The 16,093-nt window shown below is 63.9% G+C and carries 17 protein-coding genes; 9 read left to right on the forward strand and 8 right to left on the reverse strand.

What is annotated here, in order from left to right; translation table 11 throughout:
* Positions 1–3: 3 nt before the first annotated feature.
* Together ACN9M1_RS16015 and ACN9M1_RS16020 are read right to left on the reverse strand one after the other, a co-directional pair.
* Positions 4–777 carry a lysoplasmalogenase gene (locus ACN9M1_RS16015; RefSeq protein ID WP_426395902.1) on the reverse strand — a complete coding sequence of 258 codons (774 nt, stop codon included), beginning with the start codon at positions 775–777 and terminating at the stop codon, positions 4–6.
* A gap of 96 nt (positions 778–873) precedes the next feature.
* Positions 874–1,350, reverse strand: a complete 477-nt coding sequence (locus ACN9M1_RS16020) for an Lrp/AsnC family transcriptional regulator (RefSeq protein WP_426395904.1) — start codon at positions 1,348–1,350, stop codon at positions 874–876.
* 139 nt (positions 1,351–1,489) lie between these two features.
* Between ACN9M1_RS16020 and phhA the strand changes: the two genes are divergently transcribed.
* Both phhA and ACN9M1_RS16030 read left to right on the forward strand, forming a co-directional pair.
* Complete coding sequence (gene phhA, locus ACN9M1_RS16025; RefSeq protein WP_426395906.1) at positions 1,490–2,434, forward strand: phenylalanine 4-monooxygenase; 945 nt, start codon at positions 1,490–1,492, stop codon at positions 2,432–2,434.
* A 47-nt stretch (positions 2,435–2,481) separates the two neighbouring features.
* A complete protein-coding gene (locus ACN9M1_RS16030; RefSeq protein WP_311529918.1) occupies positions 2,482–2,787 on the forward strand; it encodes a 4a-hydroxytetrahydrobiopterin dehydratase in 306 nt (101 codons plus the stop codon).
* A gap of 18 nt (positions 2,788–2,805) precedes the next feature.
* Here ACN9M1_RS16030 and ACN9M1_RS16035 read toward each other — a convergent pair whose 3' ends face one another.
* Positions 2,806–3,033: a DUF3717 domain-containing protein gene (locus tag ACN9M1_RS16035; protein ID WP_426395908.1), complete on the reverse strand. Its 228-nt coding sequence runs from the start codon at positions 3,031–3,033 to the stop codon at positions 2,806–2,808.
* A 67-nt stretch (positions 3,034–3,100) separates the two neighbouring features.
* On the opposite strand from ACN9M1_RS16035, the gene ACN9M1_RS16040 reads away from it, so the two are divergent.
* Together ACN9M1_RS16040 and ACN9M1_RS16045 are read left to right on the forward strand one after the other, a co-directional pair.
* On the forward strand, positions 3,101–3,811 hold the full coding sequence (locus tag ACN9M1_RS16040) for a response regulator transcription factor (protein WP_426395910.1): 711 nt from the start codon (positions 3,101–3,103) through the stop codon (positions 3,809–3,811).
* Positions 3,812–3,824: 13 nt separating this feature from the next.
* The gene (locus ACN9M1_RS16045) at positions 3,825–5,477 is read left to right on the forward strand and encodes an ATP-binding protein (RefSeq protein WP_426395912.1); all 1,653 of its coding nucleotides are present in this window, start codon (positions 3,825–3,827) and stop codon (positions 5,475–5,477) included.
* 17 nt (positions 5,478–5,494) lie between these two features.
* On the opposite strand, the gene ACN9M1_RS16050 is transcribed toward ACN9M1_RS16045, so the two are convergent.
* Positions 5,495–6,040, reverse strand: coding sequence for an SET domain-containing protein (locus ACN9M1_RS16050; RefSeq protein WP_426395914.1), 546 nt, complete (start codon positions 6,038–6,040; stop codon positions 5,495–5,497).
* Between the two features lie 648 nt (positions 6,041–6,688).
* On the opposite strand from ACN9M1_RS16050, the gene ACN9M1_RS16055 reads away from it, so the two are divergent.
* The 3 genes from ACN9M1_RS16055 to ACN9M1_RS16065 all read left to right on the forward strand — a co-directional run bounded on the left by ACN9M1_RS16055 (position 6,689) and on the right by ACN9M1_RS16065 (position 9,032).
* On the forward strand, positions 6,689–6,967 hold the full coding sequence (locus ACN9M1_RS16055) for an HU family DNA-binding protein (protein WP_004628548.1): 279 nt from the start codon (positions 6,689–6,691) through the stop codon (positions 6,965–6,967).
* 144 nt (positions 6,968–7,111) lie between these two features.
* A complete protein-coding gene (locus ACN9M1_RS16060; protein ID WP_426395916.1) occupies positions 7,112–8,050 on the forward strand; it encodes a DUF2272 domain-containing protein in 939 nt (312 codons plus the stop codon).
* A 4-nt stretch (positions 8,051–8,054) separates the two neighbouring features.
* The gene (locus ACN9M1_RS16065) at positions 8,055–9,032 is read left to right on the forward strand and encodes a 2-dehydropantoate 2-reductase (protein ID WP_426395918.1); all 978 of its coding nucleotides are present in this window, start codon (positions 8,055–8,057) and stop codon (positions 9,030–9,032) included.
* Positions 9,033–9,046: 14 nt separating this feature from the next.
* On the opposite strand, the gene ACN9M1_RS16070 is transcribed toward ACN9M1_RS16065, so the two are convergent.
* The 4 genes from ACN9M1_RS16070 to plcR form a co-directional block, all read right to left on the reverse strand.
* Positions 9,047–9,850 (reverse strand): tetratricopeptide repeat protein, encoded by an 804-nt coding sequence (locus tag ACN9M1_RS16070; RefSeq protein WP_426395920.1) that lies wholly within the window; start codon positions 9,848–9,850, stop codon positions 9,047–9,049.
* 13 nt (positions 9,851–9,863) lie between these two features.
* Entirely contained in the window at positions 9,864–11,945 is a 2,082-nt protein-coding gene (locus ACN9M1_RS16075) for a bifunctional 2',3'-cyclic-nucleotide 2'-phosphodiesterase/3'-nucleotidase (protein WP_426395921.1), read from the reverse strand.
* Between the two features lie 232 nt (positions 11,946–12,177).
* Complete coding sequence (locus ACN9M1_RS16080) at positions 12,178–13,530, reverse strand: pectin acetylesterase-family hydrolase (protein WP_426395923.1); 1,353 nt, start codon at positions 13,528–13,530, stop codon at positions 12,178–12,180.
* Positions 13,531–13,582: 52 nt separating this feature from the next.
* Positions 13,583–14,218: a phospholipase C accessory protein PlcR gene (gene plcR, locus ACN9M1_RS16085; protein ID WP_426395925.1), complete on the reverse strand. Its 636-nt coding sequence runs from the start codon at positions 14,216–14,218 to the stop codon at positions 13,583–13,585.
* Positions 14,219–14,451: 233 nt separating this feature from the next.
* Here plcR and minC point away from each other — a divergent pair, with 233 nt between their 5' ends.
* Both minC and minD read left to right on the forward strand, forming a co-directional pair.
* Complete coding sequence (gene minC / locus ACN9M1_RS16090) at positions 14,452–15,225, forward strand: septum site-determining protein MinC (RefSeq protein ID WP_426395927.1); 774 nt, start codon at positions 14,452–14,454, stop codon at positions 15,223–15,225.
* 44 nt (positions 15,226–15,269) lie between these two features.
* Entirely contained in the window at positions 15,270–16,088 is an 819-nt protein-coding gene (gene minD / locus ACN9M1_RS16095) for a septum site-determining protein MinD (protein ID WP_039598221.1), read from the forward strand.
* The last annotated feature ends 5 nt before the right edge of the window (positions 16,089–16,093 follow it).

Raw genomic sequence — 16,093 nt, forward strand, 5'->3', positions numbered from 1 at the left:
CGCTTATGCTGCCGAAACGATGCGGCGCGGCGGCGGTGCGACACGGCGCGTCAGCAGCCCGGCGCTGATGAGCAGTTGGGCCGCGGCATAACTCCACCAGATGGCCAGCTCGTGGTCAGTAAACGGAAAGACGAACACGCTGATGCCGATCATGGCGTCAGACGCGGCAAACGCCAGCGCGCCCCATGCGGTCAACGGCCCCGGCAGGCGCGCCATGAAGGCCGCGCACACCATCGACGACAGCACGATCATGTAGGCGATGACGGGTCCCTTCAACTCGCCCAGCCCCGGCCAGTACCAGATCAACATACCGATCGACACCCCCATCATCGCCCCCACGCCAAGCATGCGGATGGGCGACGACGCGCCACGCAGGCTCACCAGCACTCGCAGGTAGCACACGTGGGCAAGCAGGAAGCAGCCCAGGCCGGCAATGAACGAGAACGACAGCCACGGCAGCGCCAGCCACAGATCGCCCAGCGCGGAGAACACCATGGCGCCGATCAGCCAGCGGCGTTCACTCGGCACTTCATGCAAGGACGCGGCGCGCGCCAGCAACAGCGCCATCAGCATCTTCCATAGCGGCTGCGCCACGATGCGCCCAGCCAGCGGTGTGCCAGGCGGCACATCCACGGCCACCATGGTCAGCATGCCGCCGTAGGTGACACCCGCCACCGCAGCGGCCACCCACCACGCGCGAACCCGTGCCGGCATGCCGTAGCCGCCAGTACGATGCGCCGGCGCGTGCACCGGGTGCGTGGGGTGTCCTTCAACCATGGTGGTCTCCCGCCCAAGAGGGGTAGAGGGTGTGTGCAACAAAGTCATATCGGTGTGCAGCGTGACACGCCGCGCACCCTGGCGCAAGGCGCTGGCTTACCCACCAAGGTGGGATAGCGGTAGCGCGCCGTCGCGCTTGAGCGCCGTAAGGACGATATTGGAGCGCACATTGTCCACACCTGGCACACGCATCAGCTTACGCATGACGAATTCAGACAGCGCCGGCAGATCCGGCACCACCACGCGCAGCATGTAGTCCGCATCACCTGCCACGGAAAAACATTCCTGCACGGCGTCCAGCAGCAGGATCTCTTCGCGAAAGCGCTCGACGATGGCATCGCCGTGGTGGGCGAGCTTGACGCTGGCGAACACCGTCACGCCCAGCCCCAACCCGGTCGGCGAGAGCATCACCCGGTAGCCCTCGATCACCCCCTCCGATTCCAGCCTCGCGAGGCGCCGCCCCACTTGGCTGGCCGACAGGTGCACCTGCTCCGAAAGCTGCTGATGGGTCGCGCGGCCATCGCGCTGTAGCGCCTCCAGCAAGGCCAGATCGAAGGTATCCAAGGAAATCATGCAAAACTCCTGCGTTGATCCGTAACATTTTGCATGAATTCCGCACACGTCGTAGATTGGGCGACGGTTTTGCGGCCAATCCGCAGAGGCACGTCCATACACTAGGCGGATTCTGATTGCACTCGAGCCCAACCTGACCATGGCCATCGCAACCAACGCCCCCGCTGCCCCCGCAAACGCTGCGCCCGCCGGCTTTACCGGCACCCTGACGGACAAACTGCGCGAGCAATTTGCAGAAGGCCTCGATGGCCAGACGCTGCGCCCGGATTTCACCATTGAACAGCCGGTGCACCGCTACACCGCAGCCGACCATGCCACCTGGCGCACGCTGTACGACCGCCAGGAAGCGTTGCTGCCGGGCCGCGTGTGCGATGAATTCCTGCAAGGCCTGTCGACGCTGGGCATGAGCCGAGACCGCGTGCCCTCGTTTGCTGAACTGAACGAAACGCTGATGCGCGCGACCGGCTGGCAGATCGTTGCCGTGCCGGGTTTGGTGCCGGATGAGGTGTTCTTCGAGCACTTGGCCAATCGTCGCTTTCCCGCCAGCTGGTGGATGCGCCACCCGGATCAGCTCGATTACCTGCAAGAGCCGGACTGCTTTCACGACATCTTCGGCCACGTGCCGCTGCTGATTAACCCGATCTTTGCCGACTACATGGAAGCCTACGGCAAGGGCGGCCTGAAGGCAGCCAAGCTGGGCCAGCTCGACATGCTGGCGCGCTTGTACTGGTACACAGTGGAATTTGGATTGATCCGCACGCCGGCCGGTCTGCGCATCTACGGTGCGGGCATCGTGTCGAGCAAGAGTGAATCGGTGTACGCGCTGGATTCCGCCAGCCCTAACCGCATCGGCTTTGACGTGCGCCGCATCATGCGCACGCGCTATCGCATCGACACCTTCCAGAAAACCTACTTCACCATCGACAGCTTCGAGCAGTTGTTTGATGCCACGCGTCCGGATTTCACGCCGCTGTATGAAGAACTCGCCGCGTTGCCGACGTTCGGTGCCGGTGATGTGGTGGAAGGGGACCTCGTGCTGAACGTCGGCAACCGTGAGGGTTGGGCAGATACGGCGGATATTTGAGCGCTGACTATACTGCGCGCATTCACACCCAACCGCTGCCTGACACCATGATGCCGACCCTGAACGAAGACCAACGCAAGGCCCTGTTTGCCGAAGTGCCCGGCTGGACGCTGCAGAGCGACCGCGACGCCATCCAGAAGACGTTTACCTTTGCCGATTTCAACGCCGCGTTCGGCTTCATGACGCGCGTGGCGATCAAAGCCGAGCAGATGAATCACCACCCCGAGTGGTTCAACGTGTGGAATCGCGTGGACATCACCTTGTCCACGCATGATGCGAACGGGCTCACGCACCGGGATGCTGATCTCGCGCGCTTCATCGAGCAGGCCGCAAAGACCACCGGCGCGAAGTAGCCACCTCAATGCTGGCGCTCAGCCTCCAACGGCTGCGCGCCACGCCTCATACGCCGCCCGCGCGGTGTCGCTCAGTTGCTCAGGAGCGATGCGGGTGGCGCCTTGTACAATCATCAGCGCATACGGCTTGGCCAGCGCCGACGCCTCGGCACACAGCCGCAACTCCTCGCCTTCCGAAGGCGAACGGGCGCGCCAGTAATTGATGGCGGCCTCCAGGTCGGTGATGGTGAGCAGGGCATCGGTCATCGGGGCATTGTAGCGCTGCCAAACTGCACCGATCCCCCTTTCTGCTCCGCATTCCGGACCGCATCGCATGCGCATCCTGCTGATTGAAGACGACCGCGCCATCGCCAGTGGCATCCACGCCGGGCTCACCCAGGCCGGACACCGCGTGCATGTCGTGCACGACGGGGTCTTCGCGACAGAGCAGTTGGCGCGGCAAACGCACGATCTGGTCATCCTGGATCTAGGCTTGCCGGGCATCGACGGCATGACGCTGCTGTCGCAGTTCCGCGCGCGTGATCGCGCTACGCCTGTGTTGATCTTGACCGCGCGCGATGGCCTGCTCGACAAAGTGAACGGCCTGAACGCCGGCGCCGATGACTACCTGCTCAAACCATTTGAGATGCTGGAGCTCGTCGCGCGCGTGGGCGCCCTGCTGCGCCGACGCAGTGATTCGGCAGAACCGGCTGCGCGCCCCGACGTCCTCGTCGGCCGGCTGCGCATGAGTGGTGTCGAGCGCCGCATCTTCGTAGATGCAGCACCGCTGGAATTGTCGCCTCGCGAATTTGCCGTGCTGGAGCTGCTGATGCTGCGTCAGGGGCGCGTGGTCAGCAAGGTGCAATTGCAGGACCACCTCGCCAGTTTCGGCCACGCCATCGGTGAAGCCAGCCACGACGTGGTGGGCGACACGGCCATCGAAGTCTATGTGCACCGCGTGCGCCGCAAGATTGAGCAGTCCGACGCGGAGATCGTCACCGTGCGCGGCTTTGGTTATCTGCTGCAGGCCCGCGCCGCGGCGTAGCCTGCCTTACCTCATGTTCAAGCGCCACCGACCCGCCACCGCCGCGCCCGCCACCGGCGCCGTCAGCCTGCGCCTGCATCTGCTGCGCGCATTGGCCACGCCGCTGTTCGGCCTGATCCTGGGTACGGGTGCGCTGTCGTATTGGCTGGCGGCGCACTACACCGCGCAGGTGTTCGACCGTGCGCTGGTGGGCGTGGCCAATACGTTGGCCGAGCAATTACGCCTGGCCGGCCCCAACGTGCCGGCGGCCAAGCTGTACGACATTGCCCTCACCGCGCAGACGCTGGTGCAGAACAGCGGCGAAGACCGCATCTATTGGCGCATTGCCGGCCCCAGCGGCACGCTGATCGGGCGCGATGTGCCACTGGGCTACGGCTCGGGCCAGGTGCGCATTGGCGAGGCGCGCGTGTTCTATAGCTGGATCGACGGCAAACAGGTGCGCGCCGTGCATCTGCTCTTGCCTGGCATGCGTGCCGAAATGCCGCGGCCGCAATCGCCGCGCCAGCCTGTGCCGCCGCCGCCCCAGGGCGATACCGCGCGCCCTGCCCTCGCACCCACGCAAGCGCAGACCGCGCCCGCAGTCAACCCGCCGACCTTGCCCGATGCCGTGCCGCCCGAAGACGGCCTGGTCGTGGAAGTGGCGGAGCTGCTCGACCACCGCGATTTGGCAGCCAAGGAAGTGCTTCTATCGGTGTCGATTCCGTTGATCGTGCTGCTGGCCGTGGGCGGCTTGATTCTCTCGCTGGTGCTCAAGGAAGAGCTGCAGCCACTGCAGACGCTGGCCGACACGCTCAACAAGCAGAGCGCGCAATCGGTGACGCCATTGCCGGCTGAATCCGCACAGCGTGTGCCGGCAGAATTGCAGCCCCTCATCAACGCCATGAATGCGCTGCTGGCCCGTCTGCGCGATGCACTGGAAGCACAGCGCACCTTCATTGCCGATGCTGCGCATCAACTGCGCACGCCGCTCACGGCACTGAAGCTGCACGCCGATCGCGCCGTCGGAGCCAACACATTGGAAGAGGCCCGGCCCGCGCTGCTGGAGCTTCAATCCGGCGCCAACCGTGCCGTGCGGCTGTCCAACCAATTGCTGACGCTGGCCCGTGCGGAGCCGGGCATGACGCTCGATCAACTCGGTCCGCCAATGCGCGTGGATCTCGTTGCGCTGGCGTTCGATACCGGCGCGGAGTGGGTACCACGCGCACTGGCACGCGGACTGGATCTGGGTTTCGAGGCTTGGCCGCAAGGTGCCACCTCACCGGGTGCCTTGCAAGCCCCTGTGCTGGCCAACGCGCTGCTGCTGCGCGAGGCCATCAACAACCTGCTCGACAACGCCATCAAGTACGTCCCCTCGGGTGGACGCGTGACCTTGCGTGCCGGCATGGAAGCCGACGATGCTGCGCGCTGGTGGGGCGTGGTGAGTGTGGAAGACAACGGCCCGGGGATTCCGGCCGAACGGCGTGCCGAGGTGTTCGAGCGCTTCTTCCGTGGGGATGCGGATCATCAGCCTGGCCAACCACAAGGCAGCGGCCTGGGCCTGGCTATCGTGCACGACATCGTGCGCCTGCATGGCGGCACTGTTGCCATTGACGATGCGAAGGCACGCGACGGCAGCCGCGTGATGCGCTTCGTGTTACGTCTGCCGCTGGCAGATGCCGCGGCTTAAGCGCGGCTCAGGCGAGCTTACTTCTTCTTGGTCTTCTTTTCCGGCGGCGCCAGCATGGTGCCGCGGCACTTCTTGGCGCCGCAGCGGCACGCAAACTGTTCCTTCAACGCCTTGGTCTGGCGGCCCTCGATGACGAGGCCGTAGTCGTAGAACAGCTCTTCACCGGGTTCGATGTCACGCAGCGCGTGGATGAACACGCGGCCATCGGCTTCGCGCGCTTCGCAGTTCGGCTTGCAGGCGTGGTTGATCCAGCGGGCGCGGTTGCCGCCGAACTTGGCATCAATCACGCTGCCGTCTTCCAGGCTGAAATAGAACGTGTGGTTCGGGTCGGACGGATCGTGCGGATGGCGACGCAGCGCCTCTTTCCACGAGATGTGCTCGCCCTTGTATTCGATGATCTTCTTGCCCTTGGCAATGCGCGCCACCGCATATACACCGCGCCCGTGGACGCCCGACTCACGCACCTCGATACGATCACGGCGGCGCAGTTTGGCCGGCGCCTCTTGCTTTATTGGCGACAAGTCGGCCTGAACGGGTTGGGCGTCGGAAGGCAAGCGTGTCATGGGCGGCGGCAACAAAACAGGAACGTCGATCAGCGAAGCCGAGAGCCTACACCAAAAGCATGGCATCTCGACACGTGCGGCACGCCCTCCGCCCTGCCTGTGGATAGCCTTTGTGGATAGTTTCTGTGGATAACTCGACCTGCCGCTGTGGATAACCCCCAGCAAAGCCTGTTGGCTGTCTGTGGCTGCCCTGTCGACGGTGTGGGCACAAGTGCGGCGAGGGTCGACAGACGATGGAACGAAACCGGCAAGCTATCCACGTCGGGACACACACTGTGCTATCGGTTTTGCTTTCGGCAAACCATTGAATCCAAAGCGCTTTTTGTGGTTATCCACAGAAGATATCCACCGTTATCTACTACTACTATCTGTATACATAAAGAAAAAGGTAAACCCATCGATCGACTTGCGTCGTTCCTATCGACGAGCGAACCAGCCATACCCAAGCCACCCTCCAGAAATGCCCTATCGATGTGATGCGGCCATCGCGCCCCCCAGGCTGCGTGCGGCTTTGCGGAACTCGCACGCGATGCGCGGTTACAAAGCTCACACGCCGGCGCTGTTCGCATGCCGGTATCATGTCGCCCTTGGAGCCATCCCCCGGACGCTCTGTTGTGTGTTTTATCTACTCTTGAAGGGAGTCAAGCAATGACGAAAACCGAACTGATCGACGCCATCGCCAGCGGCGTAGACGGTCTGACCAAGGCCAAGGCCGAGCAGGCACTGAACGTGACGCTGCAAGCCATCATGGAATCCGTTGGCAAAGGCGATGCGGTCAGCCTCATCGGCTTTGGTACCTTCAGCCAAGGTGAGCGTGCCGAGCGCATGGCCCGCAACCCGCGCACCGGCGAAGAAATCAAGGTCGAAGCGGCCAAGACGGTCAAGTTCAAGGCCGGCCAGAAGTTCAAGGACGCTGTCAACGCCTAAGGTGATGACGACCCTGGCGTGACCGGATTGCCCGGCCCGCGCCAACGACGTGGCATGCCATTGCATGCGTGACCAGCCCGCTGTGCTGGCGTACCACGTCGGAAGGCCTGTCTCCCCGTCAGGCCATCCCGCCCCTCTTCCCCCATGTCCCGCCCCTTCCAGCGCGTTCTGCGCACGGTTCTCCCGATTGTTCTGATTGCACCAGCCTTCTGGTTTGCAGGCTGTACAACGCCCCCTGCGCGCCCTCAGGCCGAGCCGTTGCCCGACAACGAGGTCGTACAGACCACGCCCGGCGCCACGACGCGCCAGAAGATGATCGAGATCGCACTGACCGAATGGGATCGCTGGGGACGCCAGACCGTGCGCGTGGCGCGCGACGATACGTATTGCGTGGCCGGCGGTGGTTTTCCGGATCAGCCGCAAGGCCGCTGGTTGACGGCCGATGATCCGACCCCCGCCCCTTCCGATGAAGAAGCCGGCGGCGACATGTCGATGCCCAAAGCCAATCCTGCGGCATCGCCCCCCCCAGCAACACCCTGCCTACGCTATCCCGACGGTACCGGTGGCGAGGCCACGGCGCGCGGCTGCAGGCTGGCCAAGCGCTACTGGGGCATCGTCGGCAAGACACCGACCTGCCAGCAATTGACCACCGGCGGTTGGGCGTGGTCAGCGGTGTTCATTTCGTGGGTGATGCGCAAGGCCGGTTTGCAGAACGACCAGTTCCTCACCGGTGCCACACACGCGGAATACGTGACCGATGCGCGTGACCATCTGCTCAAGCACCCGGCGTTCGTGCTCGAGCGCACCCCCGCTGTGCCCCGCCCTGGCGATCTCATCTGCACCGCACGCGGCGCGGATCGCTTCATGTCCGACCCCGCCGAGATTCGCTCTGGCATGACGCCCATGCACTGTGACCTGGTGGTCGAAGTCGATACCGTGCGCCATGAAGCCAAGGCCATCGGCGGTAACGTGCAGCAATCTGCCTCGATGAGTCTTATCGAGCTGAATGACGCCAACCAGATCGACCCGTACACCAACTCGGTCATGCAGTGGCTGGTGGTCCTACGCAATCAACTGCCTTAGTGTGATGACACGACTCTGCATCGTTGGCGCCGGCGCGGTCGGCGGTTACCTTGGCGCGAAGCTGGCGCAAAGCCATTCGTCGATCAACGTGCTGGCGCGTGGCGCTACGCTGCAAGCGTTGCAGACAGACGGCCTGCGGCTGACCGAAGATGGCGTCACGCAATCCGTACCGGTGCACGCGAGCGATGATGCGTATGCGCTCGGGGTGCAGGATGTGGTGATCGTGGCCGTCAAGGCGCCGGCTATGGAAAGCGTCGCGCAAAGCATCGCCCCGCTCGTCGGCCCCGAGACCTGCGTGGTGGTGGCGATGAACGGCGTGCCGTGGTGGTTCTTCGATCGGCCTGGGCCGCTAGAAGGGTTGCGTTTGCAATCCGTCGATCCTTACGGCCATATTGCGCAGTCGATTCCAACGCGCAACGTGCTCGGTTGCGTGGTGCATCTGACGTGCTCAACGTCGGCACCGGGACACGTGCGTCATGGGTTCGGCAAGCGGCTGATCCTGGGTGAGCCGGCAGGTGGTGCATCACCGCGCTTGGATGCGGTCAGCGCCCTCTTCGAACGTGCGGGTTTGCAGATCGAACGCAGCGAAGCCATTCAGCGCGACATCTGGTTCAAGCTGTGGGGCAACATGACGATGAACCCGGTGTCCGTACTCACGGGTGCAACGTGCGATCGCATCCTCGATGATCCGCAGGTGGCGGCGTTTTGCCTCGCCATCATGGAAGAAGCGAAAGCGATTGGCGCGCGCATCGGTTGCCCGATCGACCAGAGCGGCGAAGAGCGCTGTGCAGTGACACGCCAGCTTGGTGCGTTCAAGACATCAATGCTGCAGGATGCAGAGGCCGGACGTGGGCCGCTGGAGATCGACGCGCTCGTGGCATCCGTGCGCGAGATTGGTCAGCACGTCGGTGTGCCGACACCACAGATCGATGCCCTGCTGGGCCTGGTGCGTTTGCACGCCCAGACCCGAGGGCTGTATTGAAAAAAGCCTCGTCGTTATGGCGCGAGCGCAGGGTGCTTCAGCGCATGCGCCGTCTCAATCCACTGCTGGTGATACGCGGCATCGTCACGCTTGAGGCCGAGTTCGCCGTTCTGATACGCCATCGCCAGGGCTTGCACGGCTTCGGGCAATTCGTGCTCGGCAGCATCCTGGTACAACGCCAGCGCGCGGGCTTCATCGCGTGGCACACCATCGCCGTCACGGTACGCATTGGCCAGCATGAACATTGCCGCCGGAATCTCGTGACGCGCTGCGCGATCGAACCAATGCGCAGCCTGTGCTGTGTCGATGGCCGTGCCGTAGCCGCTGCGATACATCAGACCGAGATAGTACGCGGCCGCTGCATCGCCCTTGTCAGCCGACAGACGCAGCAGATGCAGCGCACGCGGATAGTCGCGAGCCACACCGCCAGTACCGAGCAGCAACGCCTTGCCGAGCGACAACTGCGCATGTGCATCGCTCGGCGCAGCGGTCTCCAACCAACGCATCCCCTCGTTGCGCAGTGAGCCATCGTGCGCGCTGAGCAGGGCTTCACCCAACGCAGACTGTGCCGACACCGAGCCGCTGCGTGCGAGTTGACGCAACTGCTGCAGCGCTTCCGGTTCCATCGCCTGCACGACCATCGCGCGCCAGGACTCCAACTGTGTGGCATCCACTGTCGGTGCCTGACGTGCGTGCGACAGCCACCCGCCGACTGTCACGGCGATCGCCAGCGCGGCGGCTACCGTGAGCATCGGCACCGATTGGCGCGGCGATTCAAAGGTCGGCGCACCGGCCCATGCGGAACGAAGAGATGGCATAGCTGACTCCGGCTTACTGCGTCAGATCGATCTGGTACACCGCCACGCCCTTGCCCGAACCGTCATCCGCAGCCACTTGCGTGACGTTGGTGATGCCGGCTGCCGTGGCGCTGGCCAGCTTGTTGGGCGCGGACGTGAACTGCACCTGGGCCACCGAGCTCGCTAGTTTCGTGAAGCGCCAGCTGCGTTGCGAGCCGTTGGTCGCGCGCTGCACGCTGCCGATCTTCTTGATGTACGCGATCAGCACATCGCGGTTGGCATCGGGCGACGCATAGATCGTCTTGCTGCCATCCAGCCCCGGGAAGTTGCCACCACCGCTCGCACGGTAGTTGTTGGTGGCCACGATGAACTGGCCTGCCGGGTCAATCGCCGCGCCCTTGTATTGCAGGTTCTTGATGCGGCTGCCGACCGGTTGCGTGACGTCGATTTCATACGTCAGGTCCGGCGACGTGAACATGTCGAAGTTGTAGCCCGGGAACGTGCTCACCAGCTTCTGCACCGTCGCGCTGGTCGGGTCGATGGTGTTGAAGCGCTTGGCCGCGGTTTCCAGCCAGTTCTTGATGTCGGAGCCTGCCACCTTCACGGCATACACGGTGTTCGGATACAGGTACAGGTCCGCCGCGTTGTTGATGGCCAGCGGGCCTGCAGCTACATCGGTGAAGTCCGTGCCACCACCAAAGCCGCTCTTGAACGGCGCGCTGACCGACAGCACCGGCAGTGACGCGTATTGCGGCAGGTTCGCCTGGATGTACGCCGACACGTAATCCGCCTGCGCCTGGTTGACGATCTCGATCGCACCCGGGTCACCCACATCAGCGAAGTACGTGCTCATGTTGAAGTCGGTGCTGCCCACCGGCGTCTTCACGTAGTTGATCGTGGCCTGGTGTTCGGTGGCGATGGCGGCGGAGACGGTCGGGTCGGCGGCCACGTAGGTCTTGTCGGCGTTCTGGATCGAACGCGCTTCCACCGTCGTTTGCGTCTTGTCGACAGCCCAGTTCGTGCCGTTGAACGTGAGCCCCAACTTGATCACGCCGAGGTGCTTGCCCCAGTAGTTGGCCATCACGGTCGGCACGCCATTCACGGTGCCGGCTACCTTATCCACGCCCGGCAGGTTGAACTGGCTCACGGTGCTCTTCGCATCCGGGAAGAGCTGGTGCGAGTGGCCGATCAACATCGCATCGATGCCCGGCACGGTGGAGAGCCACCAGCTGCCGTTTTCCATCGTCGGCGAGTACGTCGAGTTATCCAGCCCGCCGTGCGAAATGGCAACGATCAGGTCAGCCCCCTTCGCGCGCATCTCGGGGATGTACTTGGCGGCCGTTTCCTTGATGCCAACCGTGTAGACCTTGCCGTCGAGCCAGCGCTTGTCCCAGCTCGTGATGGTCGGCGGCGTAAAGCTGATGATGCCGACCTTGACCGGCGCGCTGACGGTGCTGCCGTCCGGCGCCGTGGCTGTCACCGTCTTGGTGATGATGGTGTACGGCTGGAACAGCGGCGCATTCGTCTTCGCGCTCATCACGTTGGCCAGCACCTGTGGGAAGTTCGGGCCCGCGCATTTGGTTTGCGCAGACGGATCGGGCATGCCCGTCACGTTGAACGTGTTGCCCGTGACTTGCGACAGGTAAGGCAGGCCGTAGTTGAACTCGTGGTTGCCGATGCCACCGCCGTCGTACTTGGCCGCGTTCATCACCTTGTAAATTGCCAGCGTCTGATTGCAAGGGATGGGGCTCACCATCGCCTGGTAATCCGACAGCGCGGTGCCCTGGATGGTGTCGCCGTTGTCCAGCAGCAGCGTGTTCGGGAACTGCGTGCGCGCCTGGTTGATGAGCGTCGCCACGCGCTCGAAACCGAGCGAGTTGTCGGCCGCGAGCTTGAAGTAGTCGTACGACAGCACGTTGGTGTGCAGATCGGTCGTTTCCAGCACGGCCAGCGTGGCCTTGGTGCCGGTGGGTGCGGCCGCGGCCGGCGTGGTGTCGCCCGTCGAGCCGGTGCTGCCGGTGGTGGTGGAATCGTCACCGCCGCCGCAGGCAGCCAGTGACATCGACAAAAACACAGCAAGCGGCAACGCCGCCGAGCACAACGGTCGGACTCGCATGGACTTCTCCCTGAAGATCTTTTTTGGTATGCGAACTGCGGGACTGCAGACAACGAACTACCGAGGCGCGTGTACGCGTGCATGTGTGTGAACACGCGGGTAACCGTTTGCGCAACGCGAGGGAACTGCCGACTGGGCCGGGGGGCTCAGAAGCCGAGAAGTATCAAAAGCGTGCGTGACGACGCTGTGACGGTCGGATGACAGTTGCGCGAGCAGGGCATCGCTTCAGTCGCTATGAACTCGCGCCGACAAACTCGCGGACGATCTGAACGATGGACTGGATCTGCTCAGCAATGGCCGCCGCCAGCGACGGTGGTGGTGGCTGCGTCGCCGCCATCTGCATGACTGGGCGTTGCGCCGGATCGTCACCCGATACCAGGTCGGTCACGAACGCCCCCACATTGATGCCCGTGTTGTCGATTTCCGTGCCGAGGAACGTCACCGCGGTTGCCGTGTGGTTGCTGGCGATGCCGTAGTGATCCCACGGGAAGAAATAGCCCAGGTTGGGGGCCCGTCCGCGCAGAGCTGTGATGAGCGCCTGATTGTCGTGCTCGAACATGGCCATGCGCGCCGCATCGCGTTGCGTGGTCGGTAGCGCATCCACCTCGGGGTAACGGCCGGCGTAACTGAAGCGCGCAATGGTGGCGTCATGCAACGTGTCGGACAGGCCGAATCGGTCCTGTGGGAACGCATGTGCCAGTGCGCCGTACAGCTGTCCGAGCGCACGCAGATTGGCGTTCGAGCCGCCGACAGGCGTATCGCGCCGCAGGCGGTCCAGCAAGCCGTCGGACTCCAGCATGCCCCAGTCCCGGAAGGCGACGGAATACATGCGGTAGGCGTAGCTGTCGCTGCCATCGCCGTCCAGGTTCACCGGGAACAACGGACCGCCGTCATCCAGTAGTGCGCTCTGCTGGGGCTGCAGCGCACTGCGCAGGAAGGCGTAGTTGGCCATGGCGCCGTAGCCGCCGGCGCTCAGGCCCCACGCAAGCATTCTGTCGGGCTTGCCCAGTCCGTTGCTGTTCATCCAGGCCAATGCAGCACGCGTATTGGCCAGCCCCGCGAAGTGCTGCAGCAATGTGTGCGCACCGTCGGCTGAAACGTAGCTGCGGATCGCACTGCCGGCGTGGACGTCGCCCGTGCAATACGGCAGGAAGACCTTGGTCCAGTTGGCGGTGGGTGGCAGCTTGCCGTCGCTGGAGCCGGCCAGCCACGGAATGTTGCCCGTGATGGCGCTCATGACCGGCGAGGCGATCTGGTTGACCCACCCCTGCGACGGAATCGACCACAGATAGCCTGCGGGGATGCCGTCCGGGTTCTTCGCGCTGATGGCACCGCCCTCGCCCGTGCAGCTGCCGTAATCCGTACAAGCGCCGCCGAATTCGTAGGCGATGAGCAGGTTGCGGTCGTTGGGCGCAGGTGCACGGTTGACGTAGAACCGATAGGGCGTGCCGTTGCCGCACGTTGCGCCCGACGCCACCGGCAGCGTGATTTCTTCCCATCGGTACGCCGCCGCTGTTGCCACGCTGCTGACCAGCATGGCCACCGTCCACAAGAGTGCCACCCGCAGATTCATGTGCCATCGCATGATCGTCTCCGTGTCTGCTTGAACGAATGAGGAACGCAAACGGTCGGGCGCTTCAAGGCTCGGCCGGTGCACCGTCGTACAGCTGTGCGCGTAACTGCTGCAGGCGCGTGCTCAACACCGCTTGGCGCTGCGGTGCCGGCACACGCTGTTCGACTTCCGTGGCAATCCGCGCGCTTTCCTGCGCATAGCGCGTGTGGCGTGGGTCGTCTGCTGGAGAGGGCCCGACACGCTGCGCCGCGTATTGCTCGACCTGCGCGCGTATACCGGCGACAAGGGCTTCGCGTGTCGCGGTGTTGGCGCTGGCGTCTTGTGCCAGCACGGCGGTGAGGACCAAGGCTTCCGCAGGCAGGATCTGGTCATCGTGCAAGCGTGCGGGTAGCGCTTGCAGCAGCGCGCGGGCGCGGCGTACCCGCTCGGTGGTGGGTAACGTGCTGCGCGCAGCGGTGTAGCTGGTCAGTTCGGTGCGAAAGCGCTCATAGGCTGCGGCGGTGGGATCAGCGCGGCTGTCGCTCGTCACGCCTGGCTGCGGCTGGGCCGTATCGCTTGGCAATCCTGTGGGCCGATGCGAGGCGGTTGCCGATGGTGTCCGCGCAACCACTTCGGGCACGGCTCGGTCGGCCTTCGCCGTATACACGCCAATGCCGGCAACCAGTGCCGCGCCTGCCACGATCCACCAAGCCGTTTTCATGACGTCTCCGCCCTTGCCCGATGTCCTGCGGCCGTATGCTGATCTGCACGCGGTGCAGGGCAGTGTTGAATCGCATGCGGACCGCCTCGCGCAGGGCGCATGCATCGCCGTCTGCGCCGCAAGATGCGCGCCTGAAGCGCATCTCCATCGGCCAGTCGATTGGCTGGGCCAAAAAATCCAAGGCGTTTCGTCAACAACGTTAGAATGAGCCCATTTTTCCGCGTAGCCGTTCTATGTCTCAGAAGAAAGCGCCGTTGTTCGAGATCCGCAGCGGCACCGTCGATGCCCTGCTGCTGTCGCCGCGCACCGCCGACATGGACGCGCTGGCTGCCGAACTCACGCGACGCTTTGCCGACACGCCGGAGTTCTTCTCCAACGACGTGATCGCCATCGACGTTCGCCGCCTCGCCGAGGATGAGCGCCTGCCCATCGACCGTTTGGTGGAGACCCTGACCGCGCTGCGCGCCCGCGCGATCGGCGTGGTGGCCAGCCCCGAGCAAGCCGAGTGGGCCCAGGCGTTTGGCCTGCCGCTGCTGGATAGCCATGGGAGCCAGGGCCGCCGCCCGCGTGGTGAGAAAGAGGGCAAGGACGCACAGGATGCGCCCGAACACGCCCAAGCCGCAGAAGCCCCTGCCTCTGCCGTTCCTCCCGCTGATGCTGTGGCCATGCAGCCCGGCACGATGATTGTCGATCGCCCCCTGCGTTCCGGCCAGCGTATCTATGCGCGCGGCGACCTGGTGGTGCTCGACATCGTGAGCGACGGCGCCGAGGTGATCGCCGAGGGCAACATCTACGTCTATGCCTCGCTGCGCGGCCGTGCGCTGGCGGGTGTGAAGGGCAATCTGGATGCGCGCATCTTCTGCACGTGCCTGGAGCCCCAACTGATTTCCATCGCCGGCATCTACCGCACCGGCGAAACCCCGTGGCCCGATGCCTACGCCAGCAAGCCTGCGCAGGTCCGGCTCGCGGACAACACGCTGGTTTTCGAACCGTTGCGGATGAAGTAACGCACCCTGTGCGCCGAGCGATTTAACTTTTCGATATACGAGCCATGACCAAGATCATCGTAGTCACCTCCGGCAAGGGCGGAGTCGGCAAGACGACCACCAGTGCGGCGTTTTCCGCCGGCCTTGCGCTGCGCGGTCACAAGACCGCCGTCATCGACTTCGACGTCGGCCTGCGTAACCTCGACCTCATCATGGGTTGTGAGCGCCGCGTGGTGTATGACCTGATCAACGTGATCCATGGTGAGGCCAACCTGAACCAGGCCCTCATCAAGGATAAGAAGTGCGAGAACCTGTTCATCCTCCCCGCCTCGCAAACGCGCGACAAGGATGCACTCACGCGTGACGGCGTCGAGAAGGTGATCGAAGGCCTGAAGGAAATGGGCTTCGAATACATCGTCTGCGATTCGCCCGCCGGTATTGAATCGGGCGCGCTGATGGCGATGTACTTTGCCGACGAGGCCATCGTCGTGACGAACCCGGAAGTGTCTTCCGTGCGCGACTCGGACCGCATCCTGGGCATCCTGTCGTCCAAGTCGCGCCGTGCCGAGCAAAGCAAGGAGCCGATCAAGGAACACCTGCTGCTCACGCGCTACAACCCGAAGCGTGTGTCCGAAGGCGAGATGCTGTCGCTCTCTGACATCCAGGAAATCCTGCGCATCAAGCTGATCGGCGTGATTCCGGAATCGGAAGCTGTGCTGCAAGCGTCCAACCAAGGCCTGCCCGCCATCCACCTGGAAGGCTCCGATGTGGCCAACGCCTACCACGACGTGATCGACCGCTTCCTGGGCAAGGAAAAGGAACTGCGCTACGTCGAATACAACAAGCCGGGCTTCCTGCAACGCCTGTTCGGCGGCGGAAAATAAGGAGA

The sequence above is a fragment of the Ralstonia sp. R-29 genome (genome assembly GCF_049913345.1).
In the GTDB taxonomy this organism is placed as follows: Bacteria; Pseudomonadota; Gammaproteobacteria; order Burkholderiales; family Burkholderiaceae; genus Ralstonia.